Source organism: Pseudovibrio sp. Ad13, assembly GCF_001623225.1.
Classification (GTDB): Bacteria; Pseudomonadota; Alphaproteobacteria; order Rhizobiales; family Stappiaceae; genus Pseudovibrio.
Genome location: NZ_LMCC01000002.1, coordinates 460,879 through 484,038 on the forward strand (window position 1 = coordinate 460,879; position 23,160 = coordinate 484,038).

Genomic DNA, 23,160 nt, shown 5'->3' on the forward strand with positions numbered 1-23,160 from the left:
GCGACAAAACCATAATTAAAAGCAGCCGAAACCAACTGGAATAAAGGTAAATACCTTTCAAAATCCGTGTTTCTGCCATGCTGCCAGATGGGCCTTGTATGAGTCTAACGCGAAAAAACTGTGTCGTGATGACGGCAAGCTCAAGCTCATATCGCAGCGACAACGAGGTGTCAGAACCCCTGAAAAACGGCAGAGCTACCGCTTTTCCCGTAAGAGCCAGATAAAGAAAATCCCGCCAATAAGCCCGGTAATGATGCCAATCGGCATGTCTTCCGGCTTCATCAGCGTCCGTGCAGCAGCATCTGCAAGCAATAGGAAGATCGCCCCAAACAGCGCTGAAACAGGGATCAGGCGTCGATAATCGCCGCCAACAAACAGCCGCACAATATGAGGCACCATAAGCCCCACAAACCCGATCATGCCGGAAAACGCGACCATAACACCCGTAATCAGCGCACCAATCACAAAGGTTTCCAGCCGGAAGGCACCAACGGATATGCCAAGTGTTGTCGCCGTCTCATCGCCAATTGTCATCGCGTTGAAATGCCCTGCGCGAAACCACAGCCAGAGCCCGCACAAAGCAAGCACCACCAACGGGTAGGCGAGATGTGCCCACTGCGCCAGCCCCAATCCGCCCAGCATCCAGTAAACCACAGTATGCGTCGCCCGTGGGTCTGCCAAAAAGATGAGGATATTGGCGCCTGCCATCAGCACAAAGCTCACAGCTACACCCGTCAGCACCAGACGGTCGGCACTGGTAGCGCTTGTAAACTTCGCCACCCCAATCACCAGCAGCGTTGCCCCAAGAGCACCCAGAAACGCCAGCAAAGGTACGGTGAGCATCCCCAAAAACAGCCCCGTATGCAGCAGAGCCAACACCGCCCCAAACGCGCCACCAGCTGAAATGCCGATCAAATGCGGGTCAGCTAGCGGGTTGCGGGTGACGGATTGAAGGCAAGCTCCCACGATGGAAAGCCCGGCCCCCACCATGATCGCCAGCAGCGCACGGGGCAGGCGGATCTCCCAGAGAATGCTCTCCCGCCCCAGCGACCAGCTCGGCTCAACCGTGCCCGGCACCAGTTTGTTGGCAAGAACACCCCATACAGTCTCCATGGAAATGGAAACCGCCCCAACGGAGACCGCAAGGCAGACAGAAAGAACCAGCGCAGCCAATCCCACGCAGCAAATCTGCAGCAAATGATGAGAAGAGCCCTCTTTGGGGGCTACAACAACGCCGGTTCCTTCGCTCATTGTTAGTTACCCCAGAATGCGGTTGCGAGTTTCTTGATCGCCTTGATGTTCCGTGGTCCCGGAGTTGCTTCAGCATATTCCAGCGTCACGAACCGGTCATTCTTCACCGCATCCATATCCGCAAAGGCGGGGTTGTTGAGCATGAACTCACGCTTCTGCGCAGCAGTCACTTCGCCGTAGTTGATAATCACGATCACTTCCGGGTTGGTCTCAACCACAGCCTCCCAGTTCACGCGCACCCAGCTCTTATCCAATGTATCCGTCACGTTGGTGCCGCCAGCAGCCTCAATCAGCGCGGTTGGCATCCCATAACGACCAGCAGTGAACGGAGAATCTTCACCTCCGTCATAAACAAACACACGCAGAGGTGTGTCAGCAGCCTTCAAGCCAGCTTTGAACTGCGCAAGGTCTTCGCGATAAGCCTGCACCAACGCTTCCGCCCGCTCTTCAACATCAAAGATGCGGCCAAGGTTCAAAAGATCATTGTACATGTCATCCATGGAAACCTTTGGCTTCTCGCCAATATGGATGCAGCTCTCGGTCAGCTCATAAACCTTGATCCCGAACGGTGCCAAAGTTTCCGGCGTAACTGGGCCGCCAACCTTCATGCCGTAATTCCATCCGGCAAAAAAAAAGTCTGCATCAGCCCCAATCAACACTTCTTTGCTTGGGTATTTGGGAGCAAGCTCCGGCAATACAGCCACCTGGTCTGTCAATTCAGCATCCAGCGTTTTCCAGCCAGAAATGCCAGTGTAACCCGCCATGTTGTCCTGCAATTCCAACGCTAGCATCATCTCGGTGAGATTGGAATCGTTGGAAATGGCCCGCTGTGGCACACCATCAAATGTGACGGTGCGGTTACAGCTCTTGACGGAAACCTCTGCCAGCGCAGCAGAAGAGGAAAGCAGCGCCACAGCCAGCGCCAAACCAAGTTTTTTCATGAAAAAATACCCTTAAGAATGAAGATCGAATGTCAGAAGAGAGTGTTGTCGGTCCATCAGCTGATCGCGTGTCGTACGCACCTGAAAAGCCTTGGAAACCAAAGCGGGGGAGAGGATTTGCTCCGGCGCCCCAAAGCCAAGCATCTGCCCGTGGTCCAGCAACAGGATCTGGTCACACACCTGCGCCGCCATGTTCAGGTCATGCAAGCTGGTGATGATCGTCAGATTCAGCTCTTCAATAAGCTTGAGGATTTCCAGCTGATGGCGAATGTCGAGATGGTTGGTCGGCTCATCCAAAATGAGCAGCTCCGGCTCCTGCGCCAGTGCCCGCGCCACCATAACCCGCTGTCGTTCCCCGCCAGAAAGCGTGCCAAACAACCGTCCGGCCAGCCCATCCAGCTGCAAAGCGCGGATAGCACGGTCCACCACCTGCCGGTCCCGTTCGCCAGAAGCCGCCAATCCACTGCGATAAGGCGTGCGCCCCAGCTCCACGATCTCACGCACCTTCAGCGCAAAGTCCGTCGGCTGCTCTTGCAGCACCGCCGCCACCCGCTGCGCCGTCACTTTGGCGGAGAGGGACCAGATATCATCGCCGGCAACACAAATCTGCCCGCTCATCGGCTTGTTGAACCGATAGAGCAGCCGCAACAGCGTAGACTTGCCAGCCCCGTTCGCGCCAACCACGCCAAGCACTTGCCCCGCAGCCAGCTCAAAACTCAATGGCTGTAAAACCAACGAACTCTTACGATCAGGCGCCCACGAAACATCGCGAACAGAAACAAAAGCCGCGCTCATGCCAAAACACCCTTGCGCAGCTCAGCCCCAATCGGGCAACTGAAGGTGCCTAAATGATGAGAAACAGGATCCAGCATCGTACCAACCCACCTGAGTGAAACGCTACACATCATCAATGTAACGTTATAACGTTACATTGATTGTCGAATCCTGAGGCAAAAGTCAAGCGCACACGCGCGTCGACTATCAGCGGTTCGCCAAACGATCCGGGATAAAGTTTAAGTCTTGAGGAAACAGGTAACATAAGGCCCTCCGCGCAAAGGCAGGGGCAAACAGAAACCGGATATGTGACAGGCTTTCGCCGATTCAACCATTATGGCCTCCTTCCGGGACGCCCCGCCCGGGTTGAAGTGAAACATAATGGCAGGTCTCCTGACTCGCGGGTCTGTGCTCAGCCAGCCTTCCCGGATCTCTCCAGTGGCATGCTTGGCCTCGCTCTCCGCTTACAGTTGCGGGGGCAGTCACGGAATTAGCGCCTGTTGGCTACACTTCACCGTGTTCCCTTTTAATCCCGAGGCCTTTCGCACCTCAGAAACCATAGGTGCGCATACTGAGTATTGAGCCCCCCAATTGCAAGAGGTTTCGCAAACGAACTCGAAACACTGTTGATAGCAGCCTTACCCACCCACCGTCATCCCGCACTCGATGCGGGATCCAGATCGGCGAGCGTCAGAACCGCTAGCCCTTCACTATCCTGTTCTTGATGACTTCACCGTGCATCCAATGTGTGTCGCTCTGAACGTGATCAGCTCGCACATATTTGGCCATATGTGTTGCCATATCAGTCTCTTGGAAACTCGCAGTGGTTCTGACGACAAAGCCTTCCTGCTTGTTCAGATCCAACTTATTCAACACAGCTTCGACGCTGGTTGGAGTAAACAAACCCCTGTGCAGCACCGGAACAGGGGTAATGCCAAGCTCTGCAAAACGGCCCAATGTCGCATCCCAGCTTTGTGTGACGCCATCAACGATCCAGGCAAAACCCAGAAAGTAAGTGGGTAAGCTGTCATAGATGACGGAGTGCTGTGCGAAGAGATACTCACCAACAATCCGCTCATCTTCAGCAAGGCATGGCGAAACACCTGCCGCAAAAGCTTTCATCCAATCACGGGAAGGGTGATACCCACTGTCAGGACTACGCGCATGGCATCCATTCTGCAGAATAGTTGTGTTCTCACCGTCCATCTTCTCGGTAAAGACAACTTCTGCGGCGCTTGCCAGAGCCGTCGAATCCTTCAGGATCTTGTCATCGCTCATAACACCGGGAGAGCTGGGCAAGTGATAGGTGCGGCCATACTTTTTCATCAATCCCGCAGCTCCTTATCTTCAAAGCTAATAAGGGAACTCTGATTGTAATTCCTATGCTCATTGAGCCAGGACATTGCCCCTTCTTCTTATCGGGAGGTGATTACAAGCTTTAACGAACAACCACAACCACCCACCGTCTTCCCGAACAAGCGCGACTAACTACATCCTTGTCAAAACTACCAGTTTGACAGGGTAATTACCTCATCCCATCCTCATGCATGAAGCGCACAAGCCCTTTGTTATGGGCGGGAGGGTGGTGAATAAAATACTCTTTCGAGGGGAATAAACTCGCCTGTCTGTTTGCAGGTTTCTAGCCTCCCGCCCGCCAAAGGGTTCTCACGCCACCCTCCGTCTTCCCGGACAAGCGCAGCGCAGATCCGGGATCCAGAGCGACACGCTCAGACATAAGCCACGACACAAACACCTCGCTAACCCCGCCATCCACATCCTTGTAAAAACTGTCAGTTTGACAACCGTCGGTTTTCATTCCACATTCACCTGTGAGGCTTCGAAACCTCCTTTAGACAGCGGTAACCGCTCCCGTTAACTAGCGGATTTTTTGTGCCTTTTTTCTAAGGGCGCAGACCCTTTGCTATGAGCGGGAGGGCGGTGAATACAATACCTCTTTCGGGAGGGAATAAACTCGCCTGTCTGTCTACAGGTTTCGAACCTCCCGCTCGCCAGCGGGCCGTCGAAAGCCTTGTTGTCGCGCGGTTGTTCAACACCCTATAGACAGAGGGATTGAGAATGACCGACTCCGCATGCGCCTGTGGCGCCACAAATACTTTCCAAAATGAAATTGACGAAGTCATCGTCGCTGTTTCGGATTTGCAGAACCTCTCGTATATTCAGCACCTTGTGCTGACAGAGAGAATGCAGCACTCCAGTGAGCGCGATGCCCTGTTCACTTTGCATCACGCCTTCCACGATCGCCTCGAAGCGCTGGGAAAAAGCTGCGGAATGTTAGAGCGAGTCGCTCATCCGCAGCCAATAAACACAAAAACTCCGCTTCCTGATTAAGCCGTATGACGCTTTGCTCGCAGGCACCCTCCCGAAAACCCCATCGGTTTTCGATCAGGGAGATGCACAGGAGCAAAGAAAAAAGCCAGCCTCGTAAAAAAGGACTGGCTTAGAAAATGGCTTAATCGTGCAGCGCGCTCTACGTGATCGGTACCCCTGACCACGCAGAGCTCGTTCAACAGCACTGTGATGGGTAAATGGCACAAACCCGTGCCACTTGCCTCCGGTACCAATGGCGAAACGCAAATCCACCCCGCATCCTCGCCAATCGGTGCCCTGCTGGTCTGCGGCTATACCACCCGCCGCAGGTCAGCGCCTCCTTAAAAATACCAGTGCCAACAGCAGCGCGTCTACCCCATGAAAAATCAGGGGTAGTATTCCTTCTACCGCCCCACCCACTGGATCCCGCATCAAGTGCGGGACGACGGCATTGAAGCAACCGCAACAACCTCACCAATACATTATAGTTACATCAGATAATCAAAACGCAGATCTCAACGTCTCTTTTGCTCGGACTGGGTACGTGGGCTCTATGAGGCATTCACAGAGGTAAGGCGTGATTTCGATAAACTGAGCTAAGTAGTAATGGCCAGTTAATTTACTTCCCCAATAACGTGTGATATCCGCCGGTATATTACCTATGGGGAAGTGTTATGAAAAAGCAATTGTTCGCTTTATGCGCTGCTTCTATGTTGATTGCTGGCTGTTCTAGCAGTGGAAGTAATAGTGTAGAAGTCCGCGCTCGAAAGGCTGCCAACCTTTCTATCTGGAAAACCCGTCAGGAGGTTCGCTTTGCAGGGAAGCCATTTGAGGTGGCCGTTGCAAAAGATAAAGCCTTTTCATTTGTTGCTCCCAAAGGCTCAGGATTTCCTTATTCGCCTGCTGAGGTTGAAGGCGTTGCACGCGCTGTAACTGGATGTAAAGCAGAATTTGGGGCAGGAATACTGGCTTTTGTTGGTGGCTTCTCAAAGAAGTCGGATCTGCGAGAGATTCAATCTAAATATTCAGGCTTTGATTATTGGCGTGTGGATCTCAAATGTTAAAAATATTGAAAGCGGTGAGCCTAACTGTTCCATTTATTATGATTGCAGGACTAGTTGGGTGTTCTAATCAATCTCGACCAGCCTTTGAAGATGTGGTGAACCGCGAGATAGTATTTCCTGAATACCCGAGTAGTGGTTGGACTTATTTAAGTTTCTCTCAGGCTCATGGATATCAGGTCAACTATCTTGGCAAAAATGGTCGTGCTTGGTTATGGTATCCGGGGAACTCAGTGGTAGTCCCGGAGGAATGGAAGCGTGATACTGTTGCAGGACAAAAAGCTGTTTGTTGGCGGCATCCAGCGAAGAGCTATAACCCAGTAACGAAGCGATATGGTGGGTCTTTTGCATGCCAGTCGCTGGCATTGTCGCAACGAAGAATCATCGCAAGACTAAAGGGTGATCCTTTCGCGCTTTCTTCTGACAAAATTCCTTATCGGCTCTCGAAGTGTTCCGCACCTAAAGAGTTTGACTTCAATCGTGACCAGTTTCGATGCTGATTAGCGATTGAGCTCTGTGTTTCTGGCTGCAGGTTGGTTTAGGTAAGCGCAAATAATCCAGCACAACCTGTTGCCAACTCACCCCAAATCAAACCGCTTACAAATCCGGTCTACCGGTGTCCCATCAGAGAGCGGCACGGCTTCCAGCACTTTGTAGTCTTTGAAGCCGCGGGAGGTGTAGTAGGCGAGGCCGCCGGTGTTGTCGGCGCGGATGGTGGCGTTGATGGTGGTGAGGCTTTTGCCTTCCAGATTGGCAAGTGTTGTTTTGAACAGCGCACTGCCGATGCCGCTCTTGTGCAGCCCTGGTTTTACGAAGGTGCCGATATCAACCCAGTCAGCGGGGATATCTCCGTAATGGCTGGCGATTTGAAAGCCAAGCGGCTCGCCGCTCTCACGATCAATCGCGCAAACAGTGCTCTCCAGAATATCCGCTTCAAGAAACCACTCGATGAACTCACCTTTGTTCAACGGCTTCTCAAGCGCAGTTGTCCCCCCGGCCTCAATAATCCGGTTGAGCAGAGCGAGCAGTTCGTCCACATCGTTGCGCTGGGTTTTGCGGATGAAAAACTGGGTTGGTTTGGCGGAAGACGTGTCCATTTCTAAAAATCCTGTTCAACGCAATAAATACGCAAATCTTTCAAATCAACGCACATAGCAACGCAAACGACTTATGTGACGGAAATACCCGCATAAGTGCCGAGCAAGAAACCTGCTAAAACTTTGTTCTTGCTCGCAAAGCCTGCGCCAGCGTGCCCTCGTCAAGGTAGTCCAATTCGCCGCCAACCGGCACGCCATGGGCAAGACGGGTCACTTTCACATTCTCAAATCGCGCAAGCTGGTCCGTAATGAAATGTGCAGTGGTCTGTCCTTCAACGGTCGCATTAACAGCGAGGATAACTTCGCTCACCACACCGCCTTCAATCCGCTCAACCAGCTTGGAAATGTTGAGGTCATCCGGCCCAATCCCGTCCAGCGGAGACAGAGTGCCACCGAGGACATGATAATGCGCGCTCACAGCGGATGCCCGCTCTAGCGCCCAAAGGTCAGAGACGTCCTCAACCACCACAATGGTTGCTCCATCCCGGCGCGGATCAGAGCAAATGGTGCAAGGATCACTGGTGTCGACGGTGCCACACTCAGAGCAGATGCCGACCTGATCAACCGCCACGCCCATGGCTTCAGCCAGCGGGATAAGCAGTTGATCTTTCTTCTGAACCAGATGCAAAGCAGCACGTCTGGCCGAGCGCGGGCCGAGGCCGGGCAGCTTGGACAGCAGCTGTATCAGGCGTTCAATTTCGGGACCAGCAACCCTGCGTGTACTCATCTAAAATCTATGCTCTCTGCGAGAAAGAAAAGGCACCCGCAAAGCAGTTTTGCGAGACAATGCCAGATAAACTATGCCCGCCTGAAGAGGCGGGCAAGAGGGAATAAATCCGTTTCAGGTCTACCGCCAAATCTGCGCAGGGCCGCGGTGATTTGGCAACAGATAGCCTTGAAGATATTAAGAGCCGAACGGGAGTTTCATGCCAGCTGGCAGACCCATGCCGGACATCATGTCCTGCGTACGCTCCTGCACCAAAGCCTCGCCTTTTCCCTTAGCATCGTTATGCGCAGCGAGGATAAGATCTTCCAGGATCTCAACTTCATCCGCATTGATGAGAGAAGGATCAATCTTCAAACCAGTCATTTCACCTTTACCATTCAGCGTAACGGTGACCATGCCTGCGCCTGAGGTTCCCTCAACGGAAAGGTCGTTTACAGTCTCCTGAAGCTCGCCCATCTTTTCCTGCATCTGCTTGGCTTGCTTCATCATTTTAAGAAAGTCCATCGACTCGCTCCTTAAACGTCTCTTGAGCACACATCAGCGCTCTTTCAATTCGGTTCATAAGGTTTCATAGCACAGAAACCTTAGAAATCTTGGGTGAAATCCATAGAGTCCATGTCTTCTATGTCGACAGACTCGGACGCCGCTTCAAGGGGGAGATCTTCCTCCTGCTTCAAAATGCGCACGTCAACAACCTTAGCTCCGGGAAAGGCAGAAACAAGTTTCACCACTTCCGGATCAGAATGTGCATCAGAAACCAACTGTCTTTGGTTAGCTTCTTTTTCCTCATGCAAAGTCGGTCGGCCTTGGTCACGACTAACCGCAACAATCCAGCGACGACCCGTCCATTCTGTCAGTTTTCGGCCCAGTTCTCCAGCTGCATCAGCTGTCGCAATCTCAGTCGGCTGTACTTCAATACGGCCCGGTTGGAAGTTGACAAGACGCAGCGCGCGTTCAACTGAAACCTTGACTGGAATGTCCTTCATGCGGGCTGCAAGTTGAGCAACCTCAGCCCAGGAGCGGATCGCAATCTTCTCTTTAAGTTCCTCGGCCTGCCGCATCTGAGGGGCTGATTGCGGTGCAGCGCCAATAGCTTGTGCCATCGGCTGGCCACCAGCCACAGCACGTAACTGAGGGGCTGAGCCGCCACCGGATGGAACAGCGCTGGCGCTTGATCCGCCACCGCCCTGCGGCGCGTTACCCGCAGGCGCATTGCCGCCAGCAGGGGAGAACTTGCCAGCCTTCAGCAGCTTCAGCGCCTCTTCCGGATCAGGAAGATCAGAGGCGTAGCACAAGCGCACCAAAACCATGTCAGCCGCAGCCAATGGTTTCGGCGCATTCTGTACTTCGTTAATTCCCTTCAGCAATATCTGCCATGTCCGGGAAAGAACACGCATCGATAGCTTTTCTGCAAAGTCCCGCCCACGCTGCCGCTCACTCTCAGTGACAGAGTTCTCTTCACCCGCCTTCGGCACTGCTTTCAGGCGAGTCACCAAATGGGTAAAGTCTGCAAGGTCAGAGAGGACAACTGCCGGATCGGCGCCGACATCGTACTGGGCTTTGAGCTCATCAAGAGCGCTGGCAATGTCGCCGCGCATCACGTGCTCAAACAAATCTATCACCCGGCTGCGGTCAGCAAGGCCCAGCATCTGGCGCACTTCGTTCGGCTCAATGCGACCCGCACCATGCGCAATAGCTTGATCCAACAGAGATAAACTGTCTCGCGCAGAACCTTCACCAGCGCGGGCAATCAGAGCCAGCGCCTCATCAGAAATTTCTATGCCCTCTTTACCGGAGATCTCGCGCAGCAGAGAAACAAGCGTAGAGCTCTCAATCCGGCGCAGGTCAAACCGCTGACAACGGGAGAGGACAGTCACAGGAACCTTACGGATTTCTGTAGTCGCAAAAATGAATTTCACATGCTCCGGCGGCTCTTCCAGCGTCTTCAACAACCCGTTGAATGCCGACTTGGAGAGCATATGCACCTCATCGATGATGTACACTTTGTACCGTGCACTCGCCGGACGGTACCGCGCTGCTTCGGTAATCTCGCGAATGTCGTCAATGCCAGTATGAGACGCAGCATCCATCTCGATCACATCGACATGACGGCCTTCCATGATCGCCTGACAGTGAACGCCGGGTTTGTCTAAGTGTATGGTAGGTTTATCAATTTCGCCTGAGATCTCGTAGTTTAGGCCACGGGCCAGAATACGCGCAGTGGTCGTTTTACCGACACCGCGAACCCCGGTCAGCATCCAGGCTTGAGCGATACGTCCAGTCTCAAATGCATTCTGCAGAGTCTGAACCATCGGCTCCTGACCATAAAGATCATCGAACGAACTAGGTCGGTATTTACGGGCGAGAACGCGATATGCACCATCGCTGCTGGAAGAATTATCTTCCGCGCCTGTTGTTGTCTGGTGCTCGTCTTGAAGGTCTATTCCGTCCATATCGCCCAAATCCTCAGCCACTTCAAAGGCAAGGTAAAACTTACTCCCGGCCATTCAAGACGAAGACCGGCCGCTTGTCGAGTATGGGCGCGGGGAAAATTAGGTGGGAGGCTGGCACGATGACCCGTGCCATGGACTCGTTAGGGCTGCTTCCTTCCGGATCTGACCCGGTTGGCGAGTGGCTCGTCCACCACCAACCTCCCGATCGTGTATATGGTCGCTTTACCTGTATTTTGCAAGCGTTCATTGATGTTTACCTCTTGCTACTGTGGACGAGACTGTGAATCTTCGAAGAGTTCTACCAAATCCGAATTCAGAAAATGTCGCCACAACATTGCATTTCAGTGCTATCTCGGGTTCACTTTACATAAGTTTATAATTTAAGGAATTCGAAATGCTGGCCGAAACAGCTGAGGTGTATGACGCCTCTGCAGCTCTTTGTTATTCTGCCAACTCGCTTAATCGCTGTGGTGAAAAACGTAAAGATACTGAATGGGTTAACTCGCTAAAGACGAGTCCGGGTGCCCGCTTTTTAATTCAGTCAAACGACGCTTTCATCTTCAATAAAGAGGTCATGACTGAGCCTTTCATCCATCCCGTTGAGATGCTCAGAACTCTGAATGTCACTGATCCGACAACCATCTTTCTTGGCATTGACGAAACTGACGGAGACCGCCCATACTTTGGCGTGCGTTACACAGTGGATGCTGAAACGCTTGAGGAGGAACTGGAAAAACTCGGAGCATTCGCGGCATACGGACTGCGCGGAATAGCGATGAAACGAGCAGCCAGTCAGGAAGTGCTTGGAATGATGGCACAGGCTGCTTCTGTAGGCCGCTGGCATTCCTCCCATAAGATGTGTTCTCAGTGTGGACAGCCAACGGAACTCGCCGAATCTGGTTATCGGCGAGATTGTCCGTCTTGCTCTGCGCAGCACTTCCCAAGAACGGACCCAGCGGTGATAATGTTGATCACCCACGGGGACAAATGCCTGATGGGGCGTCCTTACCATCTGATGGAAAATGTCTACACAACACTCGCCGGGTTTGTGGAACCAGGCGAAACCTTTGAAGACGCCGTCCGCCGAGAAGTTTTTGAAGAAGCAGGCGTTAAAGTCGGCAAAGTGGAATACGTCGCCAGCCAGCCTTGGCCATTCCCATCAAATATTATGATCGGGTTCCACGGTGAAGCGCTGACGACTGACTTGAATATCGACTATGAAGAAATGGAGGATTGTCAGTGGTTTTCTAAAGAGGAGACACTGAAGATGCTCCAAGGCGAAGCAGAGTCGGGATTAATTTGCCCCCCTGACATCTCTATCGCGCATCATTTGATCAAGAAATATATCGAGGAAAAATGACCCATGGACGAGTAGAGCCAGTGGTTATTTAACAGGTGCCTGATGGCACCGGGGAGGTGCCATGACTTACTGTATATATTTGACCCACCCAAATGTTGACATCGACCCGGCAACCCCAGTTCCGCACTGGGATTTGTCGGATAAAGGTCGCGAGCGTTTAGAACAAGGTCTACGCCAACCGTGGCTTTTGGAAATTGACCATGTCATTTCCAATCGCGAAAAAAAGGCCATCGAAACTGGTCAGATTATCGCGAGCCACCTGGGTATGGAGCTGATCACATCCGCAGGCCTTCACGAAAATGATCGCAGCTCAACCGGTTTTCTTGAGCCAGATGAGTTTGAGCTTGTCGCTGATGAGTTCTTCAGTCGCCCCGCAGTGAGCGTTCGTGGCTGGGAACGGGCGCTGGATGCGCAAAGTCGTGTCGTCACTGCAATTAAACAGGCGCTCACCGCGATTCCAAGTGGCGAACCTGTTCTATTTTCTGGCCATGGAGGCGTGGGAACGCTGCTCAAATGCCACCTCGCCAACAATGCAATCGACCGCGCCTTCGATCAGCCTCCAAATGTTGGAGGTGGTTGCTGGTTCCGGTTTGATCCAGTCGATCTTGAGAAGTGTTCCGCTAGTCTCGAGAGCCTGAAGTGGCAGCTGATCGATGAGATGGAGCTCGCGCAGTAAACTTGGGAACGTTCCGGCGCAAAGAACTGAAGCAGCCTGTTGATCCTGATGGGTGGCAAGCTGCTTTACAAGCGTCAGCTCTTGTTGCGGCTCGGGGAAATGCTTATCTAAGTGCCATCTGTTTTCATAAATTTGGCACAAGAGATGTTATCGGCAGCAATAAAATCATTTTCGCAGGTTTTTGAACCGCATTTCAGAAGCATCTTTTTCAAAGCCTTAGGGTTAACATTGCTTCTTCTTCTTGTCGTCTGGATCGCTATTCAAGGCGTAGTCGGGTATTTCATAGACTTACCACAAGACTGGCAGGACACGACGGTCAGTATCGTAACAGGCATCGGCGCATTAATCGGTCTCGGCTATATCCTGGCTCCGGTTTCAGCGATGGTCGTCGCCTTCTATCAAGATCAGATTTCCGAACTTGTTGAAGAGCACTCTTATCCCAATGAAAGGCGAGGCAAAGCGCTGCCGCTTGGCGAGTCTATTGTAACAGCTCTCCGTTTTGTCGGCGTTATCATTGTCGCCAACATTTTCGCTCTGATGCTGTTCTTCATTCCCGGTATCGGCCAAATCGCATTTTTGCTCGTGAATGGCTATCTGTTGGGCCGTGAATATTTTGAGTTTGTGGCAATGCGCTTTATGTCGCCGCAAGAAGCAAAAGCTTTTCGTAAATCGCAAGGCGGAACCGTATTTGCAGCCGGACTGATCGTTGCGTTTGTTCTAGCAATTCCAATCGTGAACCTGATCACTCCACTCTTTGCGACGATCTTTATGGTGCACGTTTTCAAGACATTGCGAACAAAACGCAATCTATCCGTCTAGACTCAATAATAACTACAATTTTAAGAAATAACAGGAAGTAGCTGCGTTGCCTATTCGAAGCTTTATTGCTGACGATCTAACCTGGACGCACGCTCTGAACGAAGAGCATGCTGTCGAATTGTCCTCTATGACACGTGATGGCTTTGCAGAGCTGATCAAGAAAGCAACCTATGTAAGGATTGCTGACAAGGAAGCTGGTCTTCTCATCACATACGATCAGGGCGGCGAGTATTCTTCAGTTAATTTCAAATGGTTCTGCGCAGGCTATGACAACTTTCTCTATGTCGATCGGATTGTAATTTCTAAAGCTGCACGAGGACAAGGCATTGCAGGCAAACTCTACGATGACCTGTTCAACTTCGCGAAGGCAAAGGGATACGAGCGCATTGTATGTGAAGTAAACTCAGATCCTCCCAACCCGGCATCAGACGCATTCCATGCTTCACTAGGCTTTCAAATCGTCGGGGAAGCTAAGCTGGAAGGAAAAGGAAAGACCGTCAGATACATGGAAAAAGCGCTCTGAAGAGTGTTGTTCTATGAGATTTAAGGGAGCGAAGCTTGGCTGTCCTTTGTTACTCAAACATCACATCAACTCTCTTTTCCCCCCATTTGACTGCTCTTCGTTTCGTGCAGGTTGATCCGGAGAGAAATCTGTTTCAGCATGTAATCCGGCAATGAGGAGGACTCTGTCGGTGAACAACTAAGGCAACTCAATTCTGTTGAACAGCACTCCCACAATCAACGTGGGTGGTGTTTGATGCCTGTCTGTTTTTGATGGAGTCTTTATGAGACGCGTTATCTATGACGTCGCCGTTAGTCGCGACGGTTTTATTGCTGGCCCGAATGGCGATGTTTCAATCTTCCCCCATACTGGTGATCATGTAGACGCTTACAAAGAGCGATTAGCGACCTATGATACTGTGATCATGGGACGCCATACCTATGAGTTTGCCTACCAGTATGGTCTTCCCGCAGGCGCTAAAGCTTACCCGCATATGCGGCATCTGATTTTCTCAGAAGGAATTCAGCTGCCTGAAGACACTCAGGTTGAGGCAGTGCGAGCAGACTTCACCACGCACATCTCTGCGCTGAAGAATGAGCAGGGTGGCGATATCTACCTGTGCGGAGGAGGGATGTTTGCAGGTTTGCTGGCTGCGTCTAAACTAATCAATGTCCTACGCCTGAAAGTTGCACCTGTCATATGCGGGGTGGGGACACCGTTATTTGCAAATGTCTCTGAGCTGATCGATCTCAAATGCACCTCTTCAACGCTGTATGATAGCGGCGTTGAGTATTGTGAGTTTGATCTGCAGTAGCTTATTACCAACACGGGGCAGGCCATACCTGCTCCGTCTCTTTTTACCAGTGAATAGAGCACGGGATAGGTGCCTAAACTGGAAATCAAGATCGGCTGCTCTAGATTTGAAGTAGAGGGTCGCGTCAGCTCGCTCACATTAAATAAAGTTTACGTAAACGTAATTTGACTTTAAGTGATTTTCTGAAAAATTTCGCACAATTTCAGTAAATTAAAATATGACTACAAAACTCAAGATAATAAGCTACCAGATTCTTGTTACTTGATCGGGTAGAAACCAACAAAATTTACACCGCAAAATCTAATCATTTCGGCCAATTTTAAGGGCAAACCTAGTAGAAAAAGCATTTAGTCGCATAGGATGCTTTGACGCACCCCGAAACTGAAGGTATTAGAACCTCATACAACGCCTTGTTTTGTTACGTTTACGTAAGCGTAACTGTAACCAGGGACGGGAGAGAGATTTATGGCGAACGCTGACCTCAAGGCCAACCGGCCATTATCGCCCCATCTTCAGATCTATAAGCCGATCGTGACGATGGTGATGTCCATTCTACATCGCATCACCGGGGCGGCGCTTTATTTTGGAACGATTTTGATGGCGTTCTGGCTCATCTGCGCAGCAGCAGGTCCTGAGTCCTATCAATTCGCAATGGACGTTTTCGGTTCCTTCCTGGGCCGTCTGGTCCTCTTCGGCTTCACATGGGCACTTGTGCACCACATGATTGGCGGATTGCGTCACTTCATCTGGGACATGGGGCATGGCTTTGAATTGTCTGCAGCGAACTGGATGGCTCGCGCGACAATCGTAGGCTCTGTTGCTCTTACCGTGATCCTCTGGATCATCGGTTTCATCGTCGCTTAAGGAGAGATCAATGACCGATATGCGCACTCCGCTCGGGAAAGTTCGCGGCCTTGGCTCAGCTAAGGACGGCACGTCGCATTTCTGGCGCCAGCGTTTGACCGCTGTAGCAAATGTGTTCCTTATTTCCTTCTTTGTTATCCTCGTTATCGCGCTGCAAGGCGCTGATTATGCGAGTTTCACTGAAGCACTTCAAAACCCGATCATCTCCACCTTGCTGCTTTTGGTGATCTTGGTCGGCTGCCTGCACATGAAGCTGGGCATGCAAGTCATCATCGAAGATTACTTCCATTCAGAAGGGCTAAAGCTTCTTCTTCTTATGGGAAACATTTTCTTCGCTTCTTTTATCGCACTCGCTTCCGTGGTTGCAGTGCTTAAAATCAGCTTCGGAGGCTGATCTAGATGGTTGAACAGACCGGTGTATCGACAGCGCCAAGCCAGAGCGGCAAGGCCTATGAGTTTGTAGACCACAAGTTTGACGTTGTGGTTGTAGGTGCTGGTGGTGCTGGCCTTCGGGCAACGCTCGGTATGGCTGAGCAGGGATTGAAAACAGCTTGTATCTCCAAGGTGTTTCCAACTCGCTCCCACACTGTGGCAGCACAGGGTGGTATTGCAGCAAGCTTGAAGAACATGACGCCAGACTGCTGGCAGTGGCATATGTATGACACTGTTAAGGGCTCTGACTGGCTCGGTGACACGGATGCGATGGAATACCTCGCGCGTGAAGCACCAAAGGCAGTTTATGAGCTTGAGCACTACGGTGTGCCTTTCTCCCGTACGGAAGAAGGCAAGATCTATCAGCGCCCATTCGGCGGCCACATGCAGAACTACGGTGAAGGTCCCCCAGTACAGCGCACCTGTGCTGCTGCTGACCGGACTGGTCACGCGATCCTACATACGCTGTATGGTCAGTCTCTGCGCCACAACGCTGATTTCTTCATCGAGTACTTCGCACTTGATCTGATCATGTCAGAAGAGGGCGTATGTGAGGGCGTGATCGCCTGGAACCTCGATGACGGCACAATCCACCGCTTCTCTGCGAAGATGGTTGTTCTGGCCACTGGTGGTTACGGACGTTCATTCTTCTCCGCAACATCTGCCCATACCTGTACAGGTGATGGCGGTGGCATGATCGCTCGTGCGGGTCTGCCTCTGCAGGATATGGAGTTCGTTCAGTTCCACCCAACCGGTATCTACGGCTCAGGCTGTTTGATCACGGAAGGTGCGCGTGGTGAAGGTGGCTACCTCGTAAACTCCGAGGGTGAGCGCTTTATGGAGCGTTATGCTCCTTCCGCGAAAGATCTCGCCTCTCGTGATGTTGTTTCCCGTTGTATGACGATGGAAATTCGCGAAGGTCGTGGCGTTGGCAAAAACAAAGACCACATCTTCCTGCATCTGGATCACCTTGATCCTGATCTGCTGGCAGAACGTCTTCCAGGTATCTCCGAAAGCGCACGCATCTTTGCTGGTGTTGACGTGACTAAGGAGCCGATCCCGGTTCTGCCAACTGTTCACTACAATATGGGTGGTATTCCAACCAACTATTGGGGTGAAGTACTGAACCCAACCAAAGAAGATCCAAACGCAATCGCGCCGGGTCTGATGGCTGTTGGTGAAGCTGGGTGTGCGTCCGTTCACGGTGCAAACCGCCTCGGTTCAAACTCCCTGATCGATCTTGTTGTGTTTGGTCGTGCAGCAGCAATCCGCGCTGGTGAAGTTGTTGATCGTGAAGCTCCAATTCCAGAGCCTAACGAAGCTTCCAGTCAGAAAATCATGGCTCGCTTCGATAAGCTGCGCTTTGCTAAGGGCTCTACCCCAACGGCTGAGTTGCGCTCCAAGATGCAGAAGACCATGCAGGAAGATGCGGCTGTGTTCCGTACTCAGGAAAGCCTGGAGCAGGGATGTAAGCGCATCTCCGCTATCTGGGATGAAATGAGCGAATTGCACGTTTCTGATAGCTCCATGATTTGGAACTCTGATCTGGTCGAAACGCTTGAGCTTGAAAACCTTATGGCCAATGCAATCACCACTGTTTATGGCGCTGAAGCGCGTAAAGAGAGCCGTGGTGCTCATGCTCGTGAAGACTATAAAGATGGTCCTCTCGGTGGTCGTAATGATGACGAGTGGCGCAAGCACACCATCTCTCACCTCTCTGAGGATGGTAAGGTGACCTTGAGCTATCGTCCGGTTGTTCTCGAGCCGCTGACTACCTACGATCAAGGTGGCATCGACATGAAGAAGATCGCACCGAAAGCCCGCGTCTACTAAGGCGCCGAAATCTGGAGTAACTGTTATGGCTGAATTCAAACTGCCACAAAACTCCCGGATGGGAGAGGGCAAAGTCTGGCCAAAGCCGGAAGGCGCCACTAACACCCGTGAGTACCGCATCTACCGCTGGTCTCCGGATGACGGACGCAATCCACGCATCGACACCTACTACGTTGATGCGGACGATTGTGGCCCAATGGTGCTGGACGCGCTCATCTACATCAAGGATAAGGTCGATCCAACATTGACCTTCCGCCGGTCTTGTCGTGAAGGGATCTGCGGATCCTGTGCGATGAACATCGACGGAACCAACACACTGGCATGTACAAAGGGTGCTGACGAATGCTCTCACGAGATCGTCAAAATCTACCCTCTGCCGCACATGCCTGTTGTGAAGGACCTTGTGCCGGATCTGACACGTTTTTACGCGCAGCACCGCTCTATCGAGCCATGGTTGAAAACCACGACACCTGAGCCTGAGAAAGAATGGCTGCAGTCCTATGAAGATCGCCAGAAACTGGATGGTCTTTATGAGTGCATTCTGTGTGCTTGCTGCTCCACCTCTTGCCCAAGCTACTGGTGGAATGGTGATCGCTACCTCGGCCCTGCAGTCCTTCTACAGGCTTACCGTTGGTTGATCGACAGCCGCGATGAGGCAACTGGTGAGCGTCTGGACAATCTTGAAGATCCGTTCCGTCTGTACCGCTGCCACACCATCATGAACTGCTCTCAGGCATGTCCAAAGGGTCTGAACCCTGCAAAGGCAATTGCTGAGATCAAGAAGATGATGGTCGAGCGTCGCGTTTAATCAACGTGTGAGCACGTTGTAAAATCAAGAAAAGCCGCCTCACTGAAATGAGGCGGCTTTTTTCATTTGAGGCTAATAGCCTAAAACTTATAGGAAACACCGATCCGGATAGCGTCGCTGTCAATGTCTTCCTTGAAGCGCGTTCCACCAACGGTAAAGCTACGACCGGGAAAGACAATGCGCTCATAGTCCAGGCGTACAATCACTCGCTCTGTGACGAACATCTCAAGGCCAGCACCGCCAACCCAGCCAAGCATGGTATTGCTGTCGGAGCCAGGACCGAAATTCGGGTTAGAGGCACGGAAGGTGGAAACAGCTGCACCACCAGTCACATACGCCATGAACCAATCGTAGGTGAGGCCGGCCCGGATCTTTGCGGCAGCGAAGTAATCAGAGCGCAATGACATTTCACCGCGAGAACGCTCACCAAAAGACCAGTAAGCGCCTTCGCCTTCTACGCCGATCAGAATATTCTGATAAGTGTAGTTGTAGCCGCCATATAACCCAACGGTCCCGCCGTTATACTGCGTACCACTGTTGTTGAAGCGGTTCGTGCCATGAAGGCGGGCCCAGCCACCCTGCACACCAAGATAGAAGCCATCCCAGTCATATTCAGGTGGGGTGATCAGCCCATCAACAACTTCTTCCTCGTAAACTTCATAAGGCTCTTCCACCTCTACACCAGGTGGGTATTCAACAGCATAGGAATGGCTGCTGAAGCCGAGCAATCCCAATACCGCAAACGCAAATACTCTTAAGCGACTCATTGGTTCCCCCAAAATACGCAAGAGGATGACACGGCTAAATAATCAGACGTGATAGGTAACTTGATACAAATAAGTCTAGAACTCTGATCTTTATAAATGCTTGATTTTAAAAAGGAAAATTTGCGTTAAGGCTAGTTGAAATTGACAAGCACTGATGTGCTGATTTCTCAGTTTCAAGGGGGGAATATCTGCAATCCCTACGAAACCGTCAATGAGCTCATAGCAGGTTTACGAAAAAGTCAGCAACTCTCTAGCGTCGCTCAACGCCTCGCAGAACCAGCTTGATAACGCCAATGCATTCTTTGCGCTGTATCTCATAGGGTTCGTGGCTGTGCAGTTGAGGAAAGCGGAACTTCATCGTTGCAGCGTGAATGTGTCTTGCCACCTGACTGACTTCTCGTAGGTCAAATTCCTCAGCAAGGTTGCCGGAATGCAGGATAGTGTGCATTGGTTGTCGCACAAGCCGGAACAGTTCTTCAAAGTCTTCCGGGCGCTTCTGTTCCAGCACCTGCAAGCAGTCTGCCAGACCCTTGTTGAGTTCCAGCAGGCGATATGTCTCTTCAAATTCCATCATGAGAAACTTGCTCAGACGTGCTGAGGCACTGGCGTTGGGGTCAGTCGCTGTTTCAAGGCGCGCAACCAGCTTCACCACCTCTGCAGCGACAACAGCACAGGCAAGGTCTATCTTGCTTGGGTAGAAGTTATAGATGTGTGCCATTGAGATACCTGAGGCATCTGCAATCTCGCTCACCGAGGTTTTCTTGTACCCTTGGGTGAGGAATGCATCACGGGCGGCAGCGAGCAGGTCAGCAGCCCGGCCCTTTGCAGTCAGGATTTCTGCGATGGACATATCAATTTCCGAAAATGAAAAAACGAGAGTTCCTTCAGTAATCATAGCTGAGTAGAGATTGCAATGACGTATGCGTCATATTAACGGGCAAATTATGTAAAAACACGAATGATATTAATGCGCTAAGCGCGATTTCTTTGATTTTAGTCATTGTTGGATTTTTGCGAATTATTAGTATTAGTAATATCTAATATAAAAGGAGTCGAAGCATGGCTGTAGAAAATTGGCAAGAATTCCTCACCCAAACGGATGGTCGCATCGCTGAACTGCGCCCGGGTATTCCTGGTGTGATGAAGGGATTTGGCGAAATCGCAAAGAGTGCGATTGGAACTGGTGCTCTTGAACCGAAGCAAAAAGAGCTCATCGCGATCTCCATCGGTGTTGCTGCACGCTGTGATGCCTGCCTTGGATACCACGCAAAAGCCTGCATCAAGTATGGTGTAACCCGTGAAGAGCTGATGGAAGCTCTCGGTGTTGCTGTTTACATGGGTGGTGGACCTTCTCTCATGTACGCAGCAGAAGCGCTCAGTGCATTTGATGCTCTGTCTTCAGAAGCAAAATAAGAAGTGACGTATCTTCACTCAATCTCTCTGTTTTCCTAAAACTTAGAGAGCAAACTGCTTGCGTGCACTTGCCCTGAATTGCGTTCAAGGGTAAGTGCAACGAGGGAAAGCCTCTTAGATTTCAGGTAGGCAATATTGGTGGGTGCGCCTTCACAGGTTGGTTCGGAAAGCTCTTCTGTTTTTATGGAGCTGGAAAAGAACTTTCGTGACTTGGAAAACGAAAGAAATCTGCGTGTTCTGCACGCGGGCGATCTTTCGCACCTGTATCTTCATAAAAAATCTGAAGCTCACTACGCCAATTGTCGGTTCATCTACATTCGATCAATTGAGCACTACCTTTCTCTTTTTCCGGTCGATGAGACGGTAGACGTTGATGTGAATGTCCCGGCAAATGTGTCTGGTTGGGACTTGAAAAAAACGCTCATTGCGCTGTTAAAAGGCAATCCTGAACCGCTAGATTGGGTTCAGTTGAAGGATCCATATGCGGGGCATGACGAGTTTCCGAAGTCGTTGATCTCCTTTGCCCTTGAACATTGTGATCCGGTTCGCTTCGCACTTTATCATTACAATCGGATTGAGCGACAGAAGCACCGATTTGACGGTGTGTCACTCGGCGAGATCGTGCCTGAACGCTTGTATGACCTCATCCGCTCATCACTGGTGCTGCGCTGGTACAACCAGAATCGCTATCAGGGTGTTCCGCCTTCTCGCCTCTCAGATATTGCCGAGGCGACCTTTATTCGCCCTGTGCTACGTGGTGAGATTGAGGAGTTGGTAGAACGTAGCGAGGCTGGGATGATCAAGGATGTCGTTCGCCCTGCTGGCGCTATCAATGATCTGATCCTGGCTGAATTGGAGGCTGGCCCTGCATTGCTGGCCCGCCGTCGTCGCCAGTTTACTCAGGAAACGGCTGCCCAAGCAGATCGTTTCTTCCTGAAATGGGCGGTCATCCCTAAAAACTAAGGGTCTCACAGGGCCTTCTGTTTACTTCTCTCACCTGTAGTCCTGCAGAAACAGCAGAACCGTGCCAGTTTGCGTGAGAAAGATCTTTACCTTTCTCACAATACCTTGAAATCGCGGGGATTATGACCCCCAGCGCTTGCTGTTATGACCACGCCGGAGACGTGAACAGCGCAACGGCGCAAATCAAACCAACGAACCAGACAAGAGAACGCAGGGTGGCGCGGTTAAGCCAATAGCATGCGACGAACAGCACGCGCATTGCGATGAATAAACCGCACAGTCTTTCAATCCAGTCTGGGTCACCGCCATAGGCGAGGGCAACGAGCACAGATACTGCATAAAGAGGGAAAGCTTCGAGGCCGTTGATCTCTGCGGAGCGCGCGCGCAAGCGAAATCCTTCTTTCCAGTACTCTGGGTCTCTTGGGTTTGAGTTGTCGAACTTGCGGGAAAATTTGGCAGGAAGAACAGAAAGCCATGGCATCAGACCGGCAATCAGTATGGTCCATAAAGGGAAAGACATTGTGCAGCTCCAAATAAACTCAGAAAAATCGGAGCCTTTATACAGGCATAGAGAAACAAAGTGAACTGAGTTCACTTAGGTTTGAAGCCTCCACTGCGATTATTTCCGCACATCGGCTTCGCTCATTCCAATTCTAATCGCAATTATTTTAAGCGCATCGTCTGGTTGTCATCTATCCGAAGAAAAAAGGCACTATGAAGTGCTGGAATCGAGTGACACCGAATGATTGGACATTGTCCGGCGCTCCAGTGGAGACGTGCCTATGACTAAGGCAAATGTACTGTTTGTTTGCGTAGATAATTCATTTCTGAGTCTGGCCGCAGAAGCCTACTTAAACCAAACCTCAATGGGAGAGTTGCGTGCCTTCTCTGGTGGCCCCTTGCCCCGAGAGGAAATGGTTTCGCTTACCAAGAAGGTTCTTTTCGCCAACGGTATGGATGAGGGGGGATTGCATCCGAAGCCCTGGACAATTTTTTCGCTACCCCATGCACCTCAACCTGACTATATAATAAGACTTCAGACAAGTGTGCTTCTTGACAAGCAACCAATGTGGCCCGGTCATCCAGTAAAGTTGAACTGGGATATTTGCCTAGATGAAGATGTTCCCCGGAACATAAAAGAGGCAACAGATGCATTCCGCAAAATTAAAGAATCTATAGATCTTGCAACCTCCTCTAAGGTTTTTTCTAGTGATTCTCTAAATTGGCGTGCAGCTTGTTAAGGTTGGCTGGCCCAATGCTTTATGAGAGTTGTCAGA

The 23,160-nt window shown here is 51.3% G+C and carries 27 protein-coding genes, 1 other RNA gene and 1 riboswitch; of the genes, 15 read left to right on the forward strand and 13 right to left on the reverse strand.

Annotated features, from left to right (window positions below; all coding sequences use genetic code 11):
• Positions 1 to 195: 195 nt before the first annotated feature.
• From PsAD13_RS02945 to PsAD13_RS27740, 5 genes are all read right to left on the reverse strand, one after another.
• Positions 196 to 1,251: an iron ABC transporter permease gene (locus PsAD13_RS02945; protein ID WP_063294260.1), complete on the reverse strand. Its 1,056-nt coding sequence runs from the start codon at positions 1,249 to 1,251 to the stop codon at positions 196 to 198.
• Positions 1,252 to 1,253: 2 nt separating this feature from the next.
• Positions 1,254 to 2,192 carry an ABC transporter substrate-binding protein gene (locus PsAD13_RS02950; RefSeq protein WP_063286394.1) on the reverse strand — a complete coding sequence of 313 codons (939 nt, stop codon included), beginning with the start codon at positions 2,190 to 2,192 and terminating at the stop codon, positions 1,254 to 1,256.
• Positions 2,193 to 2,204: 12 nt separating this feature from the next.
• Positions 2,205 to 2,987 carry an ABC transporter ATP-binding protein gene (locus PsAD13_RS02955; protein WP_063317229.1) on the reverse strand — a complete coding sequence of 261 codons (783 nt, stop codon included), beginning with the start codon at positions 2,985 to 2,987 and terminating at the stop codon, positions 2,205 to 2,207.
• A gap of 344 nt (positions 2,988 to 3,331) precedes the next feature.
• Positions 3,332 to 3,542: riboswitch (cobalamin riboswitch) on the reverse strand.
• A 123-nt stretch (positions 3,543 to 3,665) separates the two neighbouring features.
• Positions 3,666 to 4,292 (reverse strand): RNA ligase family protein, encoded by a 627-nt coding sequence (locus tag PsAD13_RS02960; RefSeq protein ID WP_063317230.1) that lies wholly within the window; start codon positions 4,290 to 4,292, stop codon positions 3,666 to 3,668.
• 313 nt (positions 4,293 to 4,605) lie between these two features.
• Positions 4,606 to 4,782: a hypothetical protein gene (locus tag PsAD13_RS27740; RefSeq protein ID WP_193777020.1), complete on the reverse strand. Its 177-nt coding sequence runs from the start codon at positions 4,780 to 4,782 to the stop codon at positions 4,606 to 4,608.
• Positions 4,783 to 5,042: 260 nt separating this feature from the next.
• Here PsAD13_RS27740 and PsAD13_RS02965 point away from each other — a divergent pair, with 260 nt between their 5' ends.
• The 3 genes from PsAD13_RS02965 (at position 5,043) to PsAD13_RS27530 (ending at position 6,855) form a co-directional block, all read left to right on the forward strand.
• Entirely contained in the window at positions 5,043 to 5,315 is a 273-nt protein-coding gene (locus PsAD13_RS02965) for a hypothetical protein (RefSeq protein WP_063317231.1), read from the forward strand.
• Positions 5,316 to 5,968: 653 nt separating this feature from the next.
• Positions 5,969 to 6,358, forward strand: coding sequence for a hypothetical protein (locus PsAD13_RS02970; protein ID WP_057463005.1), 390 nt, complete (start codon positions 5,969 to 5,971; stop codon positions 6,356 to 6,358).
• Positions 6,352 to 6,855: a hypothetical protein gene (locus tag PsAD13_RS27530; protein ID WP_153040836.1), complete on the forward strand. Its 504-nt coding sequence runs from the start codon at positions 6,352 to 6,354 to the stop codon at positions 6,853 to 6,855. Before PsAD13_RS02970 ends, PsAD13_RS27530 begins: the two co-directional genes overlap by 7 nt.
• A 78-nt stretch (positions 6,856 to 6,933) precedes the next feature.
• On the opposite strand, the gene PsAD13_RS02975 is transcribed toward PsAD13_RS27530, so the two are convergent.
• The 5 genes from PsAD13_RS02975 to ffs form a co-directional block, all read right to left on the reverse strand.
• Entirely contained in the window at positions 6,934 to 7,452 is a 519-nt protein-coding gene (locus PsAD13_RS02975; RefSeq protein WP_063294255.1) for a GNAT family N-acetyltransferase, read from the reverse strand.
• A 115-nt stretch (positions 7,453 to 7,567) separates the two neighbouring features.
• Positions 7,568 to 8,179, reverse strand: coding sequence for a recombination mediator RecR (gene recR, locus PsAD13_RS02980; RefSeq protein WP_057463003.1), 612 nt, complete (start codon positions 8,177 to 8,179; stop codon positions 7,568 to 7,570).
• Between the two features lie 177 nt (positions 8,180 to 8,356).
• Complete coding sequence (locus tag PsAD13_RS02985) at positions 8,357 to 8,683, reverse strand: YbaB/EbfC family nucleoid-associated protein (RefSeq protein ID WP_057463002.1); 327 nt, start codon at positions 8,681 to 8,683, stop codon at positions 8,357 to 8,359.
• An 80-nt stretch (positions 8,684 to 8,763) separates the two neighbouring features.
• Positions 8,764 to 10,632, reverse strand: coding sequence for a DNA polymerase III subunit gamma/tau (locus PsAD13_RS02990; protein WP_193777024.1), 1,869 nt, complete (start codon positions 10,630 to 10,632; stop codon positions 8,764 to 8,766).
• Positions 10,633 to 10,735: 103 nt separating this feature from the next.
• An RNA gene (gene ffs / locus PsAD13_RS02995) (signal recognition particle sRNA small type) lies at positions 10,736 to 10,834 on the reverse strand.
• A 192-nt stretch (positions 10,835 to 11,026) separates the two neighbouring features.
• Here ffs and nudC point away from each other — a divergent pair.
• The 9 genes from nudC (at position 11,027) to PsAD13_RS03040 (ending at position 18,740) form a co-directional block, all read left to right on the forward strand.
• A complete protein-coding gene (nudC, locus tag PsAD13_RS03000) occupies positions 11,027 to 11,992 on the forward strand; it encodes an NAD(+) diphosphatase (protein ID WP_063317233.1) in 966 nt (321 codons plus the stop codon).
• A gap of 61 nt (positions 11,993 to 12,053) precedes the next feature.
• Positions 12,054 to 12,668 (forward strand): histidine phosphatase family protein, encoded by a 615-nt coding sequence (locus tag PsAD13_RS03005; protein ID WP_063317234.1) that lies wholly within the window; start codon positions 12,054 to 12,056, stop codon positions 12,666 to 12,668.
• 144 nt (positions 12,669 to 12,812) lie between these two features.
• The gene (locus PsAD13_RS03010; RefSeq protein WP_057462997.1) at positions 12,813 to 13,487 is read left to right on the forward strand and encodes a sulfate transporter family protein; all 675 of its coding nucleotides are present in this window, start codon (positions 12,813 to 12,815) and stop codon (positions 13,485 to 13,487) included.
• 46 nt (positions 13,488 to 13,533) lie between these two features.
• Positions 13,534 to 14,010 (forward strand): GNAT family N-acetyltransferase, encoded by a 477-nt coding sequence (locus PsAD13_RS03015; RefSeq protein WP_063294252.1) that lies wholly within the window; start codon positions 13,534 to 13,536, stop codon positions 14,008 to 14,010.
• Between the two features lie 262 nt (positions 14,011 to 14,272).
• Positions 14,273 to 14,803, forward strand: coding sequence for a dihydrofolate reductase family protein (locus PsAD13_RS03020; RefSeq protein WP_057462995.1), 531 nt, complete (start codon positions 14,273 to 14,275; stop codon positions 14,801 to 14,803).
• Positions 14,804 to 15,268: 465 nt separating this feature from the next.
• Positions 15,269 to 15,667 carry a succinate dehydrogenase, cytochrome b556 subunit gene (sdhC, locus tag PsAD13_RS03025; protein ID WP_057462994.1) on the forward strand — a complete coding sequence of 133 codons (399 nt, stop codon included), beginning with the start codon at positions 15,269 to 15,271 and terminating at the stop codon, positions 15,665 to 15,667.
• 10 nt (positions 15,668 to 15,677) lie between these two features.
• Positions 15,678 to 16,061: a succinate dehydrogenase, hydrophobic membrane anchor protein gene (gene sdhD, locus PsAD13_RS03030; RefSeq protein WP_063286405.1), complete on the forward strand. Its 384-nt coding sequence runs from the start codon at positions 15,678 to 15,680 to the stop codon at positions 16,059 to 16,061.
• A 5-nt stretch (positions 16,062 to 16,066) separates the two neighbouring features.
• The gene (gene sdhA / locus PsAD13_RS03035; protein ID WP_063286406.1) at positions 16,067 to 17,932 is read left to right on the forward strand and encodes a succinate dehydrogenase flavoprotein subunit; all 1,866 of its coding nucleotides are present in this window, start codon (positions 16,067 to 16,069) and stop codon (positions 17,930 to 17,932) included.
• A 25-nt stretch (positions 17,933 to 17,957) separates the two neighbouring features.
• Positions 17,958 to 18,740, forward strand: coding sequence for a succinate dehydrogenase iron-sulfur subunit (locus PsAD13_RS03040; protein WP_057462991.1), 783 nt, complete (start codon positions 17,958 to 17,960; stop codon positions 18,738 to 18,740).
• A gap of 80 nt (positions 18,741 to 18,820) precedes the next feature.
• Here PsAD13_RS03040 and PsAD13_RS03045 read toward each other — a convergent pair whose 3' ends face one another.
• Complete coding sequence (locus PsAD13_RS03045; RefSeq protein WP_063286407.1) at positions 18,821 to 19,507, reverse strand: outer membrane beta-barrel protein; 687 nt, start codon at positions 19,505 to 19,507, stop codon at positions 18,821 to 18,823.
• 250 nt (positions 19,508 to 19,757) lie between these two features.
• Positions 19,758 to 20,357 (reverse strand): TetR/AcrR family transcriptional regulator, encoded by a 600-nt coding sequence (locus PsAD13_RS03050; RefSeq protein WP_057462990.1) that lies wholly within the window; start codon positions 20,355 to 20,357, stop codon positions 19,758 to 19,760.
• Between the two features lie 209 nt (positions 20,358 to 20,566).
• Here PsAD13_RS03050 and PsAD13_RS03055 point away from each other — a divergent pair, with 209 nt between their 5' ends.
• Both PsAD13_RS03055 and PsAD13_RS03060 read left to right on the forward strand, forming a co-directional pair.
• A complete protein-coding gene (locus PsAD13_RS03055) occupies positions 20,567 to 20,920 on the forward strand; it encodes a carboxymuconolactone decarboxylase family protein (RefSeq protein ID WP_057462989.1) in 354 nt (117 codons plus the stop codon).
• 138 nt (positions 20,921 to 21,058) lie between these two features.
• Positions 21,059 to 21,883 carry a nucleotidyltransferase domain-containing protein gene (locus PsAD13_RS03060; RefSeq protein WP_208986389.1) on the forward strand — a complete coding sequence of 275 codons (825 nt, stop codon included), beginning with the start codon at positions 21,059 to 21,061 and terminating at the stop codon, positions 21,881 to 21,883.
• A gap of 142 nt (positions 21,884 to 22,025) precedes the next feature.
• Here the strand turns inward: PsAD13_RS03060 and PsAD13_RS03065 are convergent, their stop codons facing one another.
• Complete coding sequence (locus PsAD13_RS03065) at positions 22,026 to 22,403, reverse strand: MAPEG family protein (protein WP_063286410.1); 378 nt, start codon at positions 22,401 to 22,403, stop codon at positions 22,026 to 22,028.
• Between the two features lie 262 nt (positions 22,404 to 22,665).
• Between PsAD13_RS03065 and PsAD13_RS03070 the strand changes: the two genes are divergently transcribed.
• Complete coding sequence (locus PsAD13_RS03070) at positions 22,666 to 23,124, forward strand: hypothetical protein (protein WP_063301662.1); 459 nt, start codon at positions 22,666 to 22,668, stop codon at positions 23,122 to 23,124.
• Positions 23,125 to 23,160: the final 36 nt, after the last annotated feature.

Excerpts from the sequence above, each read along its gene's own strand:
- PsAD13_RS02985 (WP_057463002.1), bottom strand. The coding sequence starts at position 8,683 with ATGGACTTTCTTAAAATGATGAAGCAAGCCAAGCAGATGCAGGAAAAG.
- PsAD13_RS02945 (WP_063294260.1), bottom strand. The coding sequence starts at position 1,251 with ATGAGCGAAGGAACCGGCGTTGTTGTAGCCCCCAAAGAGGGCTCTTCT.
- PsAD13_RS02970 (WP_057463005.1), top strand. The coding sequence starts at position 5,969 with ATGAAAAAGCAATTGTTCGCTTTATGCGCTGCTTCTATGTTGATTGCT.
- PsAD13_RS27530 (WP_153040836.1), top strand. The coding sequence starts at position 6,352 with ATGTTAAAAATATTGAAAGCGGTGAGCCTAACTGTTCCATTTATTATG.
- PsAD13_RS03020 (WP_057462995.1), top strand. The coding sequence starts at position 14,273 with ATGAGACGCGTTATCTATGACGTCGCCGTTAGTCGCGACGGTTTTATT.
- nudC (WP_063317233.1), top strand. The coding sequence starts at position 11,027 with ATGCTGGCCGAAACAGCTGAGGTGTATGACGCCTCTGCAGCTCTTTGT.
- PsAD13_RS03045 (WP_063286407.1), bottom strand. The coding sequence starts at position 19,507 with ATGAGTCGCTTAAGAGTATTTGCGTTTGCGGTATTGGGATTGCTCGGC.
- PsAD13_RS03070 (WP_063301662.1), top strand. The coding sequence starts at position 22,666 with ATGACTAAGGCAAATGTACTGTTTGTTTGCGTAGATAATTCATTTCTG.
- PsAD13_RS02950 (WP_063286394.1), bottom strand. The coding sequence starts at position 2,192 with ATGAAAAAACTTGGTTTGGCGCTGGCTGTGGCGCTGCTTTCCTCTTCT.
- sdhA (WP_063286406.1), top strand. The coding sequence starts at position 16,067 with ATGGTTGAACAGACCGGTGTATCGACAGCGCCAAGCCAGAGCGGCAAG.
- PsAD13_RS03055 (WP_057462989.1), top strand. The coding sequence starts at position 20,567 with ATGGCTGTAGAAAATTGGCAAGAATTCCTCACCCAAACGGATGGTCGC.
- PsAD13_RS03050 (WP_057462990.1), bottom strand. The coding sequence starts at position 20,357 with ATGTCCATCGCAGAAATCCTGACTGCAAAGGGCCGGGCTGCTGACCTG.
- PsAD13_RS03010 (WP_057462997.1), top strand. The coding sequence starts at position 12,813 with ATGTTATCGGCAGCAATAAAATCATTTTCGCAGGTTTTTGAACCGCAT.
- sdhD (WP_063286405.1), top strand. The coding sequence starts at position 15,678 with ATGACCGATATGCGCACTCCGCTCGGGAAAGTTCGCGGCCTTGGCTCA.
- sdhC (WP_057462994.1), top strand. The coding sequence starts at position 15,269 with ATGGCGAACGCTGACCTCAAGGCCAACCGGCCATTATCGCCCCATCTT.
- PsAD13_RS02965 (WP_063317231.1), top strand. The coding sequence starts at position 5,043 with ATGACCGACTCCGCATGCGCCTGTGGCGCCACAAATACTTTCCAAAAT.
- PsAD13_RS02960 (WP_063317230.1), bottom strand. The coding sequence starts at position 4,292 with ATGAAAAAGTATGGCCGCACCTATCACTTGCCCAGCTCTCCCGGTGTT.
- PsAD13_RS02990 (WP_193777024.1), bottom strand. The coding sequence starts at position 10,632 with ATGGACGGAATAGACCTTCAAGACGAGCACCAGACAACAACAGGCGCG.
- PsAD13_RS27740 (WP_193777020.1), bottom strand. The coding sequence starts at position 4,782 with ATGAAAACCGACGGTTGTCAAACTGACAGTTTTTACAAGGATGTGGAT.
- PsAD13_RS03005 (WP_063317234.1), top strand. The coding sequence starts at position 12,054 with ATGACTTACTGTATATATTTGACCCACCCAAATGTTGACATCGACCCG.
- PsAD13_RS03065 (WP_063286410.1), bottom strand. The coding sequence starts at position 22,403 with ATGTCTTTCCCTTTATGGACCATACTGATTGCCGGTCTGATGCCATGG.
- PsAD13_RS03040 (WP_057462991.1), top strand. The coding sequence starts at position 17,958 with ATGGCTGAATTCAAACTGCCACAAAACTCCCGGATGGGAGAGGGCAAA.
- PsAD13_RS02975 (WP_063294255.1), bottom strand. The coding sequence starts at position 7,452 with ATGGACACGTCTTCCGCCAAACCAACCCAGTTTTTCATCCGCAAAACC.
- PsAD13_RS02955 (WP_063317229.1), bottom strand. The coding sequence starts at position 2,987 with ATGAGCGCGGCTTTTGTTTCTGTTCGCGATGTTTCGTGGGCGCCTGAT.
- recR (WP_057463003.1), bottom strand. The coding sequence starts at position 8,179 with ATGAGTACACGCAGGGTTGCTGGTCCCGAAATTGAACGCCTGATACAG.